The sequence below is a fragment of the Ammoniphilus oxalaticus genome (assembly GCF_003609605.1).
GTDB classification, from domain to species: domain Bacteria; phylum Bacillota; class Bacilli; order Aneurinibacillales; family RAOX-1; genus Ammoniphilus; species Ammoniphilus oxalaticus.
The window spans coordinates 100,747-117,066 of sequence record NZ_MCHY01000008.1; the positions used below are offsets into that span (position 1 = coordinate 100,747).

Sequence of the window (16,320 nt, forward strand, 5' to 3'; positions counted from 1 at the left end):
GGATAAAAATGAATAAGATATAGAATAATCCAAGCAAAAAGGATGGAGACAATGTGAGAATAGGTGTAATTGATTCTGGGGTGGGCGGCTTGACGGTTGCGCATGAAATTATGCGGCAATTGCCGCAAGAGCCGTTGATGTACTTTGGAGATACAGCAAGGTGTCCCTATGGACCGCGACCAGCTGAAGAGGTAAGAACATTTACGATGCAGATGATTGCCCACTTAGCTCAACAGCGGATGAAGGCGTTAGTGATCGCTTGTAATACCGCGACTGCGGTTGTGTTGCGCGAAATTTCGCAAGTGGCTCCAATTCCGATTATCGGTGTGATTGACCCAGGCGCGAGGACGGCAATCAAGGAAACGAAGAGCGGCGTGATCGGTGTGATTGGAACGGAGGGGACGATTCGGAGCGGAGCTTATGAACAGGCCTTAAAAAGAATCAATCCGAATGTAAAGGTCTACAGTTTGGCTTGCCCTGAATTGGCTCCTTTTGTGGAAGCGGGTATTTCAAATGAGCGAGAGGCTTACGAGATTGCGCAAAGATCGTTAAGTTCGTTTAAAGGGGTACCAATTGATACGTTAATTTTGGGATGCACCCACTATCCGTTGCTATCCAAATATATCCGCGCTGTCATTGGGGAACAAGTGAAGCTGATTAGCTCGGCAGAAGAAACGGCGCGGGAACTAAGTGTTGTGCTCGATTATAAAGGTTTGCTCGCATCACAAAATCAGCCAGCGGTTCCGCTCCAGCATAAGTTTTTCGTGAGCGGAAATTCGACTGTCATGGAGCAAATTGCAAGAACATTTTTGAATGCCCCGCTCGATCTTGAACAGGTCAATCTAGCGAATCAGACAGTTTGTACTCTACCTTGGACAAATAGTTAGTATAAATCTCCTTAAGGCTCGTATATATAGAATACAGAAACCTTGAGGAGGGACAAGAAATGTCACGGAAATTAACTGTACTTATTCCTTTGACTTTGTCGGTGGCTATGCTTTCAGGATGCGGGTTGTTTGGACCCGAACAATCTACAGGCTCAAAGCCGGTTGATCCGCCGAGAATGTCAAAAAACAACAAACCGCAAGGACCGAGTGAAGAAGTTACGCTTAGTCTTATTGGCGATCAGGGGAAAGCGGATACCGATGACCCAGCAAAAGCGATGGTAGAAGATGTTGCTACTCCTGTCTATCTCATGGATCCGGAAGGCTTTGTTGTTCCGATTACCGTACAATTACCGAAAGCGGAAGGGCCAGCGAAGCAAGTTCTGAATTACATGGTTAAAGGCGGGCCAATTGAGGACGTAAAGCCCGATGGATTCACCGCATTACTCCCAAAAGGCACAGTCGTGCAAGGTGTTAATATTAAGGACGGTGTAGCGACAGTAGATTTTTCAGATAAATTTGGAAATTATGAAGCGAAAGATGAGCAAAAGATCGTGGACGCGATTACCTTCGCTCTTACTTCCTTTGAATCCGTAAAGGAAGTGAAAATTTGGATAAATGGACATCCCCAAGAAGTCATGCCGGTAGATGGAACACCCATCTCGTCGCTTTCACGGGCGGATGGAATCAATAAAGAACTGGCGGCAAATGTGAAAATGGGTGAGACAACACCGATTACTCTTTATTTCCAAGGGGAAATGGCTAATAAAGAAACCTATTTCGTTCCGGTTACTCGCTTGATTTCGCGTACGGATGACAAAGCGATGGCAACGGTAAATGAATTGATTAGGGGACCGAAGCAAGGCGCGAACCTATTCTCCTCTATTCTACCGACAACGAAGGTGCTTGATGTGAAAATTGATAACGGTGTAGCTACCGTTAATTTAGATGAGAAAATTCTAGATTACAACGATGGTAAAGCGAACCCGCTAGCAATGGATTCCATTCTCTTGTCGTTGACCGAGAATGCGGATGTTGGGCAGGTTCAATTTATGGTAAATGGCAAAACAAATGTAACAGCCGGAGATAAAGATTATAGTAAGCCGGTTTCAAGACCGACACAAATGAATCCTGGGAAAATGTAAGAGGGGAGCAATCCGCCTCTTTTTTCTTTTTTTATGACACATGCAACCGTATTGAATAGGCAATGATATGAAGGATGGAGTTATGCTATAATTATCCAGTAATAGATTGGGAGGGATATGTAATGAGAGTGGATCAAAGAAATTTAGATCAATTAAGACCTATTAAAATAACGAAAGACTACATAAAACATGCTGAAGGTTCCGTTTTAATTGAGGTTGGCGATACGAAAGTGATTTGTACTGCCACGATTGATGAAAAGGTTCCCCCGTTTATGCGCGGGCAAGGAAAAGGATGGATTACCGCGGAATATTCGATGTTGCCGCGCGCGACAGAAACGCGCAATATTCGTGAGGCTAGCAAGGGTAGAATCGGCGGTAGAACAATGGAAATTCAACGTTTGATTGGCAGAGCGCTTCGGTCCGTTGTCGATTTGGAAGCGTTAGGAGAGCGAACCATTTGGTTGGATTGTGACGTGATTCAAGCGGATGGCGGAACGCGGACGGCGTCAATCACGGGGGCTTTCATCGCGATGGCTGACGCATTAGGAAAATTGAGAGAAAAGCGCGAGTGGGCGCAATTGCCATTGCGGGATTATTTGGCGGCGACGAGCGTCGGGATTATCGGTGAGGAAATGGCTCTAGATTTAGCGTATGTCGAGGACTCAAGCGCCATTGTAGATATGAATATTGTGATGACGGGCAACGGGCAGTTCGTTGAAGTGCAAGGGACGGGCGAAGAAAAGCCATTTACGTATGACCAGCTGCAAGGCCTTTTGGAATTAGGCCGAAAAGGCGTTCAGGAGTTAGTTGCTCTTCAGAAAGAAGCGTTAGGCGAAGTGGCGACCTACATTAATCAGGGTGATTAAAATGAGCGCAATTATCGTGCTGGCGACGCGAAACAAAGGAAAGATTGAAGAGTTAAACGGAATGCTTAGCGAACACGGAATTGTAGTCAAAGGATTGGATGACTATCCCGAGTGTCCTGAAATTGAAGAGGATGGCGAAACCTTTGAACAGAATGCGATCAAAAAGGCGGAGACGGTTTCGAAGTTACTCGGACTACCTGCTTTGGCTGATGATTCTGGTTTAGAAGTTGACGCGCTAGACGGACAGCCAGGCGTTTATTCCGCGCGTTTCGCTGGCTTAAACGCAACCGATCGTGATAATATAGAAAAATTGATTGCATTGATGAGCGCAACTCCCGTCGACGCTAGGCAAGCGCGTTTTCGTTGCGCGCTTGCCTTTGCCGCCCCGGGGCAAAGAACGTGGACATGCTCTGGCAGCTGCGAAGGAGAAATCGTTTTAGCTCCGCGCGGACATGAAGGCTTCGGTTACGATCCCATATTTTATCTGCCTGAACGGGATCTGACGATGGCGCAATTGACTGAACGCGAAAAGAATAAAATTAGCCATCGGGGAGAGGCTGTTAGGAAGTTTGTGACAGAGCTTCCCCGCCTTCTATGATACGGGCTATTTTGCAGAGGGGTGAACCTCGAGCTAATGACAAACAAATCAACCGATAACGTCATATCGCTTCCGAATCTGTTTGATAGACATGTTATTCTTGCCTTGAAAGCGAAGAATTCACAAGATTATGAGCGCGCCCGAGAACATCTAGAGCAAGCGTTAGCGCTCGAGCCAGAGCGGGCTGAGATTGCGTTGGAGTTATTGATGATTTATCATGATCTTGAATTGCATCGGGATACAGTAGCGCTGGCCGAAAGGATGTTGCAGCAGGAGCAGGGGGAACTCACGGACGTTTTACGGATGTATGTTATATCGCTCATTCATTTAGAGAAGTATGAACGGGTATGTGAAGTCCTTTCGCGGCTATTTGCCGAACAAGCCTTATCACCGACAGCTTATCAGGATTTTTTTGAAATCTATCTCTCATGCGAAACCCTGTTGGAACAGACAACAGACGATAATCAGCCAGAACGTTCGTTAGTGGGGCAACAAGTCCATGATCGGTTGGAAGCGGACGCGGATTATGTTGTAAAGTTAATGAGAGGTTTGGCAAGCGGTGATTTTGATCGGCAACTGCAAGCGATTGAACAACTAAAATATGTTGAAAGACCAGAAAGTATTGAAGCGTTAAAACATTTGTTAACGAATCGAGCAGCGGACCCCATATTAAAGACATTTGCCCTGAATGCTTTGAAAGCGCTTGGAGAATCAGGTGACGTTCATGTCTATAAGTGGGGGGGATTCAGGAAAACAAAGGTCGCTGATACGCCTGATTTTGAGCAAGGGTTGGGTGAATCAGCGCAATCGGTCATTGATATCGTAACTAATACGACGTATGATAATGATCCGATGTTTTCTTCATTCGCGTTGCAATTGTGGATTGAATTCCTACTTGCTGCTTATCCTCTTTACACTAAATTTGATCGCGTTGGAACGTGGGCTGGCGCGCTGCATTTAGCGACGGATCATGCCTTAAACAATCAATCATCCATAAGTGAGGTCGCTGAACAATACGAGGCGCCCGTCGATAAACTTTTGGAGTGTTATCAAGCGCTCGAACTTATGTTGAATTTAGAGGGACGTTGAAATAATTACCTTATAAATGTCTTAGATGATCGGTTGATATCGGTCAAGCTTATGAGATATAATGAGAGGGTTATAATTTTACGAGTATCGACGATGATAAAATTCCGTTCAGATAGGATCTTTACATAGAAGATCGTATTTAATTTTCAGGAGGAGAAAGAATAAAATGAAAGCCAATTGGGAAAAACTTGAAAATAATCAAGGTGTCTTAACGATTGAAGTTGAACAGGATCAGGTTGAAGGCGCGGTAGATCAAGCGTTTAAAAAAGTGGTTAAACAAGTTAACCTACCTGGATTTAGAAAAGGGAGAATTCCACGCAATATCTTTGAAGCGCGCTTTGGTGTAGAGTCGCTTTACCAAGAAGCTTTGGAAATTCTTTTCCCGCAAGTGTATGGACAAGCTGTTCAAGAAACAGGAATTGATCCGATTGATCGCCCAGATGTTGATGTTGACCAAATGGGAAGAAATCAAAACTGGATTATTAAAGCGACAGTGACTGTGAAACCAGAAGTTGAATTAGGAGAATACAAAGGTCTAGAAATCGAACAGCAAGACTTTTCAGTCACGGATGAAGCCATTAACAAGGAATTGCAACAAATGCAAGAGCGCGCCGCGCAATTAAATGTCGTTGAAGACCGCCCGGCGGAAGAAGGCGATCAAGCGACGATCGATTTTGAAGGTTTTGTCGATGACATTGCTTTTGAAGGCGGAACAGGCGATGATTACGATCTTGAGATCGGATCGGGCACATTCATTCCTGGCTTTGAAGATCAAGTGATTGGGATGGAGATCGGACAGGAAAAGGATGTTATCGTTACATTCCCTGAAGATTACCATGTTGACGATCTAGCTGGAAAAGAAGCTACATTCAAAGTGAAATTGAATAGCATTAAACGAAAAAGTGTGCCGGAATTAGACGATGAGTTAGCGAAAGATGTCAGTGAATTTGACACTTTAGATGAATTGAAAGCAGACATCAAGAATAAACTTGAAAAAGAAGCTGAGGAAGAAAAAGAAAATTATGAGCGTCAAGCGGTCATCGAGAAAGTATCGGAAAACGCTACAGTTGATATTCCAGAAGTGATGATTGAACACGAAGTGGATCACATGTTCAAAGATCTTGAGCAACGCCTAATGCAACAAGGAATTGACATGGAGCTATACTTAAGGATTTCGAATACGGATGAAGATGAAATCAAAGAAAGAATGAAGGAGGACGCGGCTCAACGCGTGCGTAATTCCTTAACGTTAGAAGCGATTTCCAAAGCTGAAAATGTGGAAGTGACTGAAGAAGATATTACAGAGGAATTGCAAAACTTAGCGGACATGTATCAACAACCAGTTGAAGAAATTCGCGGCTTTTTCGAAATGCGCGATCAATTTGAAGGGATCAAAAATGACGTGCGCATTCGCAAAACAATTGATTTACTAGTAGAGTGGAATAAGGTGACGGCTTAACGTTTAGGAGATTAAAACAAGGCGCGAGAATGTTCGTGCCTTGTTTTTACAAAAGTGATACAATGATACAAAGGAGGGGAATGGCGATATGTTTATACCTATGGTTGTAGAAACGACCAATCGAGGAGAACGAGCTTATGATATTTATTCCCGTCTACTAAAAGATCGAATCATATTGCTTGGGACAGAGATCGATGATGAGGTGGCTAATGCTGTTGTTGCCCAACTGTTATTTCTGGCGGCGGATGATCCAGATAAAGACATTCACCTATACATAAATTCACCGGGCGGTTCTGTCACTGCAGGCATGGCTATTTATGATACAATGCAATTTATAAAGCCTCATGTTTCTACTATCTGCATTGGACTTGCGGCGAGTATGGGAGCTTTTTTGCTAGCCGCAGGTGAAAAGGGTAAGCGTTTCTCCCTCCCTAACAGTGAAGTGATGATCCATCAGCCATTAGGCGGGGTGAGGGGTCAGGCTACCGATATCAAGATTCATGCGGAATGGATTTTGAAAACAAGGGATCAGTTAAATCGAATTTTGGCGGAAAATACAGGTCAGCCTTTGGAAAAAGTGGAGCTAGATACGGATCGAGATTACTTTATGAGTTCGTCGGAAGCTGAGGAGTATGGCTTGATTGACGCAGTGATCACTAATAGAGACCAAGCCTAAGGGGTGATAGTATGTTTAAGTTTAATGATGAAAAGGGCCAACTTAAGTGCTCTTTTTGTGGGAAATCACAAGATCAAGTTCGTAAGTTAGTAGCCGGTCCTGGCGTTTATATTTGTGATGAGTGTATCGAACTGTGCACAGAAATTGTAGAAGAGGAATTGGGCGCGGAAGAAGAGATTGATATTAAAGAAATTCCGAAGCCGAACGAAATTAGAAAGTTCCTTGATGAATATGTCATCGGGCAAGAAGATGCGAAGAAGACAATGGCTGTTGCTGTTTACAACCATTACAAACGTATTAATACAGGGTCTAAAGTTGATGATGTCGAGTTGTCAAAGAGTAATATTTTGATGCTTGGGCCTACGGGAAGCGGTAAAACGCTCATTGCCCAAACACTTGCAAGAATTCTTAATGTGCCGTTTGCGATTGCGGATGCAACTTCTTTAACAGAAGCAGGTTACGTGGGTGAAGATGTTGAAAATATACTGTTAAAGTTGATTCAAGCTGCTGATTATGATGTAGAAAAAGCAGAACGTGGCATTATTTATATCGATGAAATTGATAAAGTGGCCAGAAAATCGGAAAATCCTTCGATCACTAGAGATGTCTCTGGCGAAGGGGTGCAACAAGCGTTGCTGAAGATTCTGGAAGGAACCGTGGCCAGCGTTCCTCCACAAGGTGGACGAAAACATCCACATCAAGAGTTTATTCAAATCGATACGTCTAACGTTCTCTTTATTTGCGGAGGCGCGTTTGATGGCATTGAGCAAATCGTAAAGCGTCGCGTTGGGAAGAAAGTCATCGGTTTTGGAACAGAAGCTGCGGATGGTCAGCGAGATCTGAAACCAGGTGAATATTTGAAGATGGCGTTGCCAGAAGATCTATTAAGATTTGGTTTAATCCCTGAGTTTGTAGGTCGTCTGCCGGTTATGAGTATGTTAGAGCCGCTTGATGAAGGCGCTCTGGTTGAGATTCTAACCGCGCCAAAGAATGCTTTGGTAAAGCAATATCAGAAGCTATTAGAGATGGATGAGGTTGAACTCGAGTTTACAGAAGGCGCTTTAGAAGAGATTTCTAAAGAAGCGATCAAACGAAACACTGGCGCTCGAGGTCTACGCTCTATCATTGAAGGAATCATGCTCGATGTGATGTATGATTTGCCTTCGCGCGATGATATTGTGAAGTGTGTGATTACGGAAGAAACGGTAATCGAGAAGAGTGAGCCGTTGATGTACACAGAAGAAGGGCTCGTTCAGAAACCAAAGGAAAGCGCATAAAAATTTGTTAGAGGGTGCTGCCGCGAGTAGCGCCCTTTTTTGTTAAAGATCGCTTGGGCTGGTAAAAGAAGGTCTAATTTCCTCTCATAAAGGCAATAATATTGCATATAGTAAACTTTATGGGAGGGAATAGAAATGAATTGGTCGATGTTGCTGATGGTGGTACAAGTTTTCTTTGCAGTGGTGATCGGAATCTATTTTTGGAATTTGCTTCGTAATCAACGGACGAACCGAACGGCTGTAGATCGTGAATCTCGTAAAGAGATGGAGTCTTTGCGTAAGTTACGAGCGATTTCCTTAACCGAACCGATAGCGGAAAAAACACGACCTTCTCATTTACAAGATATTGTTGGGCAACAAGATGGAATTCGAACGTTAAAAGCGGCCTTATGTGGGCCAAACCCGCAGCATGTCATCATTTATGGACCTCCGGGTGTCGGAAAAACGGCAGCGGCTCGAGTTGTTTTAGAAGAGGCAAAGAAAAGTAGGCTATCCCCTTTTACAAATCAATCCGCTTTTGTAGAATTGGATGCAACGACGGCCCGTTTTGATGAAAGAGGGATTGCGGACCCGCTGATTGGTTCTGTCCATGATCCGATCTATCAAGGAGCGGGCGCGATGGGACAAGCAGGTATTCCACAGCCAAAACCAGGCGCAGTCACTAAGGCGCATGGCGGGATGTTGTTCATTGATGAAATTGGTGAGCTTCATCCGATTCAAATGAACAAAATGTTAAAGGTGCTCGAGGATCGAAAAGTATTTTTAGAAAGCGCTTATTATAATGAAGAAAACACAACGATTCCCCAACATATTCATGATATTTTTCAGAATGGGTTACCCGCTGATTTTAGGTTGGTTGGGGCAACGACGCGAACGCCTGATGAAATCCCCCCTGCGATTCGCTCACGTTGTCTAGAAATTTTCTTTCGTCCTTTGTTGGCGGATGAGATTAAAAAGATTGCGGCAAATGCAGTTAAAAAAATGGGCTTTGTCGCTGATCCAGGCGCGATTGAAGTGGTTGCAAAGTATGCGACAAATGGTCGGGAAGCTGTTAATACCGTGCAGATTGCGGTCGGTTTAGCGATCACAGATAAGCGTGATAAAGTGACGAAAGCAGATGTGGAATGGGTTGTACATAGCAGTCAAAAATCGCCTCGCGCAGAACGAAAAGTTCATGATAAGCCTCAAGTGGGTTTGGTGAACGGTTTAGCCGTGTATGGGCCGAATATGGGAATGCTACTTGAAATCGAGGTGACCGCGCGCCAAACGGAACAACCTGGAACAGGTAAAATTGCCATTACAGGGGTTGTTGAAGAAGAAGAGATGGGCGGCGGTTATCGAACGATTCGTCGAAAATCGATGGCCAAAGGTTCGTTGGAAAATGTATTGACTGTGTTGAAGTTGCAAGGGTCGAATATTGAGGATTATGATTTGCATATCAATTTTCCTGGCGGAACCCCAATCGATGGACCATCTGCTGGTGTGACGATGGCGACAGCTATCTATTCAGCCATTCATAAGCAAGCAGTGGATAATCTAACGGCGATGACAGGTGAAGTAAGTATTCACGGCAATGTGAAGCCCGTTGGCGGGATTGTCGCAAAAGTTGAGGCTGCGAAGCAGGCCGGTTGTAAGCAAGTGATCATCCCAAGTGATAATTGGCAAGCAATATTTGACACGGTAGAGGACATTAAGGTCATTCCAGTAAAGCGAGTTGAAGAAGTGTTTCAACATGCTTTAGGGACAGACGTCGCATCTGAATCAAAGGTCATTCCAGCGGCGAATGACGTTTTATCGGCATCGTCAATCTCGATTTAACCGCTTCAATCGTTGGAAAGGTTAGACAATAACATAGAGTTACGATAAAATATTGTCCATAGAAGAGGCCAGGGAGGTGTCATAATGGGAACAACAGGGAGAGAACGAAAGATACCGTTACTTCCGTTAAGAGGTCTATTAGTTTTCCCAACGATGGTTCTTCACCTTGATGTGGGTCGCGAGAAATCTGTAAAAGCGTTAGAAAAGGCAATGGTGGATGATAATTTAATTCTTCTGGCAACACAGGAAGAAGTTCACCTTGAAGAGCCGACGAAAGAGCAGATTTTTAAGGTGGGAACGATTGCTAAGATTAAGCAAATGCTAAAGCTTCCAAATGGAACGATTCGAGTGCTTGTAGAAGGATTAAAAAGAGCGAGAATCGATCAATTTCTAAACGAAGACGAGTATTTCGAGGTAGCTATTAGCGAGTTAGAAGATGAAATGGACGAAATGGCCGAGGTCGAAGCATTAATGCGGTCCGTATTAAGGACGTTTGAGCAATATATTAAGTTGTCAAAGAAAGTGACGCCAGAGACATTAGCCTCTGTATCAGATATTGATGAACCAGGTCGCTTAGCTGATGTGATTACTTCTCATTTGACATTGAAGATGAAGGATAAACAAAATGTGCTAGAAGCGATAAATGTCAAAGCTCGCTTAGAAATATTGCTGGAGATTTTGAACAATGAGCGCGAAGTGTTAGAGTTAGAACGAAAAATAGGCCAACGCGTTAAGAAACAGATGGAAAAAACGCAGAAGGAATACTATTTGCGCGAACAAATGAAAGCGATCCAGAAAGAGTTAGGCGATAAAGAAGGAAGAGCGGGCGAAGTCGAAGAACTTCGTAAACAGCTAAGCGAATTTGATGGACCGGATCAAGTAGAAGAAAAAATTGCAAAAGAAATTGACCGACTGGAAAAGACGCCTCCAACCTCTGCTGAAGGAAACGTGATTCGTAACTATATCGACTGGTTATTCTCCATACCCTGGACAAAAGTAACTGAAGATAACCTAGATATTAACCATGCGAAAGAAGTGTTGGATGAAGACCATTATGGTTTAGAAAAGGCGAAAGAGCGAGTGCTCGAATACCTGGCGGTGCAAAAGCTGGTCAAACGATTAAAAGGTCCAATACTCTGTCTTGTCGGACCTCCAGGTGTTGGAAAAACATCGTTAGCCCGTTCTGTCGCTCGGTCCCTTGGAAGGGAGTTTGTGCGAATTTCCTTGGGGGGCGTTAGGGATGAAGCCGAAATTCGGGGGCACCGTCGCACATATGTCGGGGCGATGCCGGGCCGGGTGATCCAAGGAATGAAGACAGCTGGAACGGTTAATCCTGTCTTTTTATTGGATGAAATCGATAAGATGGCCAATGATTTTCGGGGTGATCCCGCCGCGGCGCTATTGGAAGTGTTAGACCCGAATCAAAACGACACGTTCAGTGATCACTACATTGAAGAACCTTATGATTTATCCAAGGTAATGTTTATTACAACAGCGAACACAGTGCATACGATTCCTAGACCATTACTTGATCGGATGGAAATGTTGCATATCCCGGGCTACACAGAGATTGAAAAATTAAATATCGCAAAAAAGTATCTGTTGCCTAAACAAATGGAAGAACACGGTTTGGCGGAAGAGCAACTAACGGTCTCGGAAGAAGGACTGCTAGAAATTATCCGTTTGTATACACGAGAAGCCGGGGTTCGAGATTTAAACCGTATGATGGAAACGATCTGTCGGAAAGCGGCTAAACAGATTGTCAGCGACGAAGCGCAAGAGCTCAATGTTACCCTTGAAACGCTTGAAGAGTTGATCGGCAAGAGTAAGTTTAGGTATGGTCTGGCGGAAACAGAAGATCAAGTAGGAGCCTGCACAGGCCTTGCTTGGACTGAAGCGGGCGGTGACACGTTGACGATTGAGGTTGCCGTTTTGCCAGGCAAAGGGAAGTTGACGTTGACTGGTAAACTAGGCGATGTGATGAAGGAGTCGGCGCAGGCCGCGTTTAGCTACATACGTTCTCGCGCGGAGGAGTTAAAAATCGATCCCGATTTTTACGAAAAAAGCGACATCCACATTCACGTTCCTGAGGGCGCCATTCCTAAAGACGGCCCATCGGCTGGAATTACAATCGCAACCGCTCTTATTTCCGCGTTATGCAGCACACCGGTTTCTAAGGAAGTTGGGATGACAGGTGAAATTACGTTGCGCGGCAGAGTGTTGCCGATTGGCGGTTTGAAAGAAAAGTCGTTAGCGGCGCATCGCGCTGGTTTAAAAACGATTATCATGCCGAAGGAAAATGAAAAAGATATTGACGAAATACCAGATACGGTAAAACAAGACTTGACATTTATCCCGGTCGAACATCTTGATGAAGTGTTAGACAAAGCTTTAGTCATTGATGATGGGAAGGTCACAGTATGAAGGTAAATACGGCAGAATTTATTATTAGCGCTGTCGCATCTGCCCAATACCCTCAGGATGCCCTGCCAGAAATTGCTCTGGCTGGGCGTTCGAATGTTGGGAAATCGTCATTTATCAACCGCATGTTAAATCGGAAAAACATTGCTCGCACATCATCCAGACCTGGCAAAACACAGACGTTAAATTTTTTTAAGATTAACGAACAATTTTATTTTGTAGACGTGCCTGGCTATGGGTTTGCTCGTGTCTCCAAAACGGAGAAAGAAAAATGGGGCAAAATGATTGAAGAATATTTTGTTGGAAGAGATCCGTTGCGGGCTGTCGTTCAACTGGTGGATCTACGTCATCCTCCCACTGCGGATGATAAAGCGATGTATGAATTCTTAAAGTTTTATCACATTCCTGTCGTGATCGTCGCAACGAAAGCGGATAAAATATCGAAAGGGCAATTGCAAAAACATCAGAAGATCGTGAAGGAAACGCTTGGCTTGCAGTCAGGGGATTCCATTGTTCTGTTTTCATCTGAAACAGGACAAGGAAAAGACGAAGCTTGGAAACAGTTGCTTGCCCAAATAAAAAGAGACTGAACGGAAGAATTTTTCCGAGACAGTCTCTTGTTTTTATTTTAAGATAAATTTTTCAATGACGTGTTTAACCCCATCGTCATTATTGCTTCGTGTGATATAGTCAGCAATTGCTTTTAGGGAATCGATTGCATTGTCCATTGCCACTCCAAGACCTGCTGCCTCGATCATTTCATGGTCGTTCCAACTATCTCCGATCGCGATCACATCTGACATCGAGCACCCAGATCGTTCGGCGAGGAAACGGACCGCATGCCCTTTTGTCGCATCTCGGTGCAAAACTTCTAAAAAGAATGGTTTTGATCTTGTGATGTAGACGCGATCACCAAACACTTTTTTAAAATGTTGTTCGTGTATTTCCAAAACGTCAGGTTCTTCAAAGAACAATAATTTAGTTAGAGGCTTGGCTCGTAAGAACGCCGCATCTTCAATGGTGTAGGGGACTTTGGCGATCGAAGCGTAGCGTTTAATCTTATCGTTATCTTCCGTTCCATAAAGTCGATCTTGAAAGTAGCCCTGAAGATGCAACTGATGTTTGTCCGCGTAATCAAATAAAAGTTCGGTAATTTCCTGTGGGACAAAACGTTCATAGAGTGTTTCGCCATCGATCAGGTTTTTAACGAGAGAGCCTTGATATGTAATCAATGGAACGTTTAAGCCCATTTGTTGCGCTACCTGTACAGCAGAAGCATACATCCGTCCTGTTGCTAACGTGACTTTGACACCGCGCTCCATCGCCTGCATGATCGCTTGTTTTGTTCCTTCTGTTACGATTCCCGCATCATTGAGCAATGTATCGTCGACATCAATCGTGATCATCTTGTACACGGTTTTATCTTTCAACTCCAATCATTGCTTGATCGTTTTCTTAACAAACGGTTGTTCGGGCCGTAGTTCCGACAAGATCATTCCGATAAAAATGAGTAGGCATCCGCCTAATGCTTTGTATCCTAACACATCGTCAGTCCAAAAGAAAGAAGCAAGGGCGGCAAACACGGGTTCCATCGCATAGATGAGGGCAACGCGTGTAGGGGTCGTAAATTTTTGACAGATTGTTTGGGCTAAAAAAGCAAAGACGGTCGCTGGACCGACTGTAATCAGTAACGCCCAAATAATTTGAGGTTGAAACAAACGGGTTGGGGTCAAAGCAGCTTGCCAATTTTCAAAGAAAAAGGCGCCTCCCGCGCTTAATAAAGCTACTGTTAAAATCTGAACAAACGCCAAGCTGATCGCTGGATAATGCGGAGCGTAGATTCCAGTGAAGATAATTTGCAGAGCGAAGCAGATCGCGCACAAAAATACGAGAAAGTCTCCTTTGTTTAGGGACAAAGAATCGCCAAGCGTTAGGAAATACAGACCGATTGTTGCCGCAACAACGCCTGCAATCGCGGGCCACTGAAGTTTTTGTTTCAAAAAAAGGAAACTAAACAGTGGGATGAGGGCGACAGAAAGGGCGGTGATGAATCCAGCTTTCGATGAGGTCGTATGCAGTAAGCCAATTGTTTGCAGAGCATACCCGCCAAATAGCCAGATGCCAAGAATAAAACCGCTAATGAACATCTTTTTCGAAAACATTCGTAGTTGCTCTTTAAAGAATAGCGCAATAATGATAAACAATAAGACCGCCGCCATAAAAAAGCGTAGCGCGTTAAACGTGTGAGGAGGCAACGTTTCAATCGCATTTTGCACGATCACAAACGTAATTCCCCATATAAACGCGACAGACAGGAGCGCGAGGTCAGCGATTATGGTTTTTTTCAAGAAACTCACCTCTATATCAAATAAAAAAACTGTTTCTATTATACATGACGGTATTTGATTGATAAAGTAAAAAAACAATAAAAAGAAGGTCGTTCTTATTGGAGCGGAACAACCTTCTCTTTTTTCTGTTTAATTTAATTGCGATTTTTTAATAAATGTTTTTCGGTATACTGAACGAGGTGATACATAATCGTGGCGCAGATGGCGATGATGAAGAGACTCACAAAGACAAGCGTTAGGTTGAATACTTGGAATCCGTAAATGATTAAGTAGCCTAACCCTTGTTTCGAAACGAGAAATTCACCGACGATGACGCCTACCCAGGCAAGCCCAACGTTGACTTTCAAAGTTGAAATGATCGTTGGAAAGGAAGCGGGCAACACGATCTTTTTAAATATCTGGCGCTTCCTTCCGCCAAATGTTTGCACGAGCTTAATATAATTAGGATCGACTTCCTTAAAACTGCCATAGACAACGATCGTTGTAATAATAACGGAAGTCGCAACGGCCATGGCCACGATCGCTGTGAATCCACCGCCGAAGGCAACGATGAACAGGGGACCTAAGGCGACTTTTGGCATCCCATTGAGAATCACTAAAAATGGATCTATCACCCGCGATAAAAAACGAGACCACCAAATACAAATGGCAATGGTGGTGCCGATCGCTGTGCCAGCGAGGAAGCCGACAACCGTTTCCCATACCGTCGCTAAGATATGAGGATGAAGGTCCCCGCGAGCGACCATCTCGATAAAGACACGCCAAATATTCGAAGGACTACTAAATAGAAGCGGATCGATCCACTTCATGGTCGAAGCCCATTCCCACATTCCGATAAACAAGACCAAGATAGCGAGTTGTGTAAAACCGACATAGAGCGTGTATATTCGTTCTTTCTTCAAGAAGTCGCGGTGTTCTTTTGATTTGCCGCCGCGTTCTAACCATGTATTCCAATCCTTCATTTCGTATTCAACTCCTTCCAAACGAGTTGGAAGTAATGTTGAAAATCAGGAACATCCCGGCTAGCGAATGGGAGCGGTTCACGTAATGAATCTGGGATTTCGATTGTCGTTGCGATTTTACCCGGACTGGATTTTAACACAAAGATTCGGTCCGACATGGCGACTGCCTCAGAAATATCGTGAGTCACTAGAATGGCGGTTTTCTTTTTTCTTTTTAATGTATCGGCGACAAGATCTTCTAAACGCAATTTAGTTTGGAAATCTAAAGCTGAAAATGGTTCATCTAGCAATAAAATTTGTGGATTTGTTGCTAACGTGCGCACGAGCGCGACGCGTTGACGCATTCCGCCAGATAATTGGTGCGGGTAATGGTCTTTGTATGAGAGCAATCCCATTTCGGCAAGTAATCGCAACGCGTGTCGTTCTGTCTCACTTGTGAGCGCGTTTTGAATTTCAAGACCTAATAATATGTTTTGCCGAATGGTTCTCCAGCTTAACAGGTAATCTTGCTGTAACATATACCCGATATCTTTACGAGGTTTTGTAACAGACTCGTTGTTGACGAACACCTTTCCTTTGGTTGGTTGAAAAAGACCGGATAACATCGATAACAAGGTGCTTTTTCCACAACCGCTTGGACCGAGGATGCTAACGAATTCACCTTCATCCACGGTCAAGGAAATATCATCGACGGCTTGATTTTCGCCATTTTTGGTCATAAACGTTTTACTGACACGGTCAAAGGCAATGAGATGGTTAGCCCACATAATCGCCCAC

Annotated in this window: 14 protein-coding genes and 1 pseudogene; 11 read left to right on the forward strand and 4 right to left on the reverse strand. The window is 44.1% G+C overall.

The genetic code is table 11. The annotated features are described in order from the left end of the window. Window positions 1-53 precede the first annotated feature (53 nt). The 11 genes and pseudogenes from racE to yihA all read left to right on the forward strand — a co-directional run bounded on the left by racE (window position 54) and on the right by yihA (window position 12,823). Window positions 54-887: a glutamate racemase gene (racE, locus tag BEP19_RS06690; protein WP_120189081.1), complete on the forward strand. Its 834-nt coding sequence runs from the start codon at window positions 54-56 to the stop codon at window positions 885-887. Between the two features lie 59 nt (window positions 888-946). Beyond that, the gene (locus BEP19_RS06695; protein WP_120189082.1) at window positions 947-2,029 is read left to right on the forward strand and encodes a GerMN domain-containing protein; all 1,083 of its coding nucleotides are present in this window, start codon (window positions 947-949) and stop codon (window positions 2,027-2,029) included. Between the two features lie 122 nt (window positions 2,030-2,151). Further along, window positions 2,152-2,895: a ribonuclease PH gene (gene rph / locus BEP19_RS06700; RefSeq protein ID WP_120189083.1), complete on the forward strand. Its 744-nt coding sequence runs from the start codon at window positions 2,152-2,154 to the stop codon at window positions 2,893-2,895. Window position 2,896: 1 nt separating this feature from the next. Further along, on the forward strand, window positions 2,897-3,493 hold the full coding sequence (locus BEP19_RS06705; RefSeq protein WP_120189084.1) for an XTP/dITP diphosphatase: 597 nt from the start codon (window positions 2,897-2,899) through the stop codon (window positions 3,491-3,493). A 36-nt stretch (window positions 3,494-3,529) separates the two neighbouring features. Further along, window positions 3,530-4,582: a hypothetical protein gene (locus tag BEP19_RS06710; RefSeq protein ID WP_120189085.1), complete on the forward strand. Its 1,053-nt coding sequence runs from the start codon at window positions 3,530-3,532 to the stop codon at window positions 4,580-4,582. A 166-nt stretch (window positions 4,583-4,748) separates the two neighbouring features. Continuing rightward, window positions 4,749-6,041 (forward strand): trigger factor, encoded by a 1,293-nt coding sequence (tig, locus tag BEP19_RS06715; RefSeq protein WP_120189086.1) that lies wholly within the window; start codon window positions 4,749-4,751, stop codon window positions 6,039-6,041. Between the two features lie 85 nt (window positions 6,042-6,126). Next, window positions 6,127-6,717, forward strand: a pseudogene (clpP, locus tag BEP19_RS06720) (ATP-dependent Clp endopeptidase proteolytic subunit ClpP); the annotation flags it as partial. 11 nt (window positions 6,718-6,728) lie between these two features. Beyond that, window positions 6,729-7,994, forward strand: a complete 1,266-nt coding sequence (gene clpX / locus BEP19_RS06725; protein ID WP_120189088.1) for an ATP-dependent protease ATP-binding subunit ClpX — start codon at window positions 6,729-6,731, stop codon at window positions 7,992-7,994. A gap of 135 nt (window positions 7,995-8,129) precedes the next feature. After that, window positions 8,130-9,812 (forward strand): ATP-dependent protease LonB, encoded by a 1,683-nt coding sequence (gene lonB / locus BEP19_RS06730; protein WP_120189089.1) that lies wholly within the window; start codon window positions 8,130-8,132, stop codon window positions 9,810-9,812. A gap of 84 nt (window positions 9,813-9,896) precedes the next feature. Next, entirely contained in the window at window positions 9,897-12,236 is a 2,340-nt protein-coding gene (gene lon / locus BEP19_RS06735; RefSeq protein WP_120189090.1) for an endopeptidase La, read from the forward strand. Next, window positions 12,233-12,823 carry a ribosome biogenesis GTP-binding protein YihA/YsxC gene (gene yihA / locus BEP19_RS06740; RefSeq protein ID WP_120189091.1) on the forward strand — a complete coding sequence of 197 codons (591 nt, stop codon included), beginning with the start codon at window positions 12,233-12,235 and terminating at the stop codon, window positions 12,821-12,823. Before lon ends, yihA begins: the two co-directional genes overlap by 4 nt. Window positions 12,824-12,856: 33 nt before the next feature. On the opposite strand, the gene BEP19_RS06745 is transcribed toward yihA, so the two are convergent. The 4 genes from BEP19_RS06745 to BEP19_RS06760 form a co-directional block, all read right to left on the reverse strand. Further along, on the reverse strand, window positions 12,857-13,648 hold the full coding sequence (locus BEP19_RS06745; protein ID WP_211329324.1) for a Cof-type HAD-IIB family hydrolase: 792 nt from the start codon (window positions 13,646-13,648) through the stop codon (window positions 12,857-12,859). 21 nt (window positions 13,649-13,669) lie between these two features. Further along, entirely contained in the window at window positions 13,670-14,590 is a 921-nt protein-coding gene (locus tag BEP19_RS06750; protein ID WP_425452729.1) for a DMT family transporter, read from the reverse strand. A gap of 125 nt (window positions 14,591-14,715) precedes the next feature. Next, window positions 14,716-15,543: an ABC transporter permease gene (locus tag BEP19_RS06755; RefSeq protein ID WP_120189093.1), complete on the reverse strand. Its 828-nt coding sequence runs from the start codon at window positions 15,541-15,543 to the stop codon at window positions 14,716-14,718. Continuing rightward, entirely contained in the window at window positions 15,540-16,310 is a 771-nt protein-coding gene (locus BEP19_RS06760) for an ABC transporter ATP-binding protein (protein WP_120189094.1), read from the reverse strand. Before BEP19_RS06760 ends, BEP19_RS06755 begins: the two co-directional genes overlap by 4 nt. Window positions 16,311-16,320: the final 10 nt, after the last annotated feature.

Excerpts from the sequence above, each read along its gene's own strand:
- BEP19_RS06695 (WP_120189082.1), top strand. The coding sequence starts at position 947 with ATGTCACGGAAATTAACTGTACTTATTCCTTTGACTTTGTCGGTGGCT.
- rph (WP_120189083.1), top strand. The coding sequence starts at position 2,152 with ATGAGAGTGGATCAAAGAAATTTAGATCAATTAAGACCTATTAAAATA.
- BEP19_RS06705 (WP_120189084.1), top strand. The coding sequence starts at position 2,897 with ATGAGCGCAATTATCGTGCTGGCGACGCGAAACAAAGGAAAGATTGAA.
- BEP19_RS06710 (WP_120189085.1), top strand. The coding sequence starts at position 3,530 with ATGACAAACAAATCAACCGATAACGTCATATCGCTTCCGAATCTGTTT.
- tig (WP_120189086.1), top strand. The coding sequence starts at position 4,749 with ATGAAAGCCAATTGGGAAAAACTTGAAAATAATCAAGGTGTCTTAACG.
- clpX (WP_120189088.1), top strand. The coding sequence starts at position 6,729 with ATGTTTAAGTTTAATGATGAAAAGGGCCAACTTAAGTGCTCTTTTTGT.
- lonB (WP_120189089.1), top strand. The coding sequence starts at position 8,130 with ATGAATTGGTCGATGTTGCTGATGGTGGTACAAGTTTTCTTTGCAGTG.
- lon (WP_120189090.1), top strand. The coding sequence starts at position 9,897 with ATGGGAACAACAGGGAGAGAACGAAAGATACCGTTACTTCCGTTAAGA.
- yihA (WP_120189091.1), top strand. The coding sequence starts at position 12,233 with ATGAAGGTAAATACGGCAGAATTTATTATTAGCGCTGTCGCATCTGCC.
- BEP19_RS06755 (WP_120189093.1), bottom strand. The coding sequence starts at position 15,543 with ATGAAGGATTGGAATACATGGTTAGAACGCGGCGGCAAATCAAAAGAA.
- BEP19_RS06760 (WP_120189094.1), bottom strand. The coding sequence starts at position 16,310 with ATGTGGGCTAACCATCTCATTGCCTTTGACCGTGTCAGTAAAACGTTT.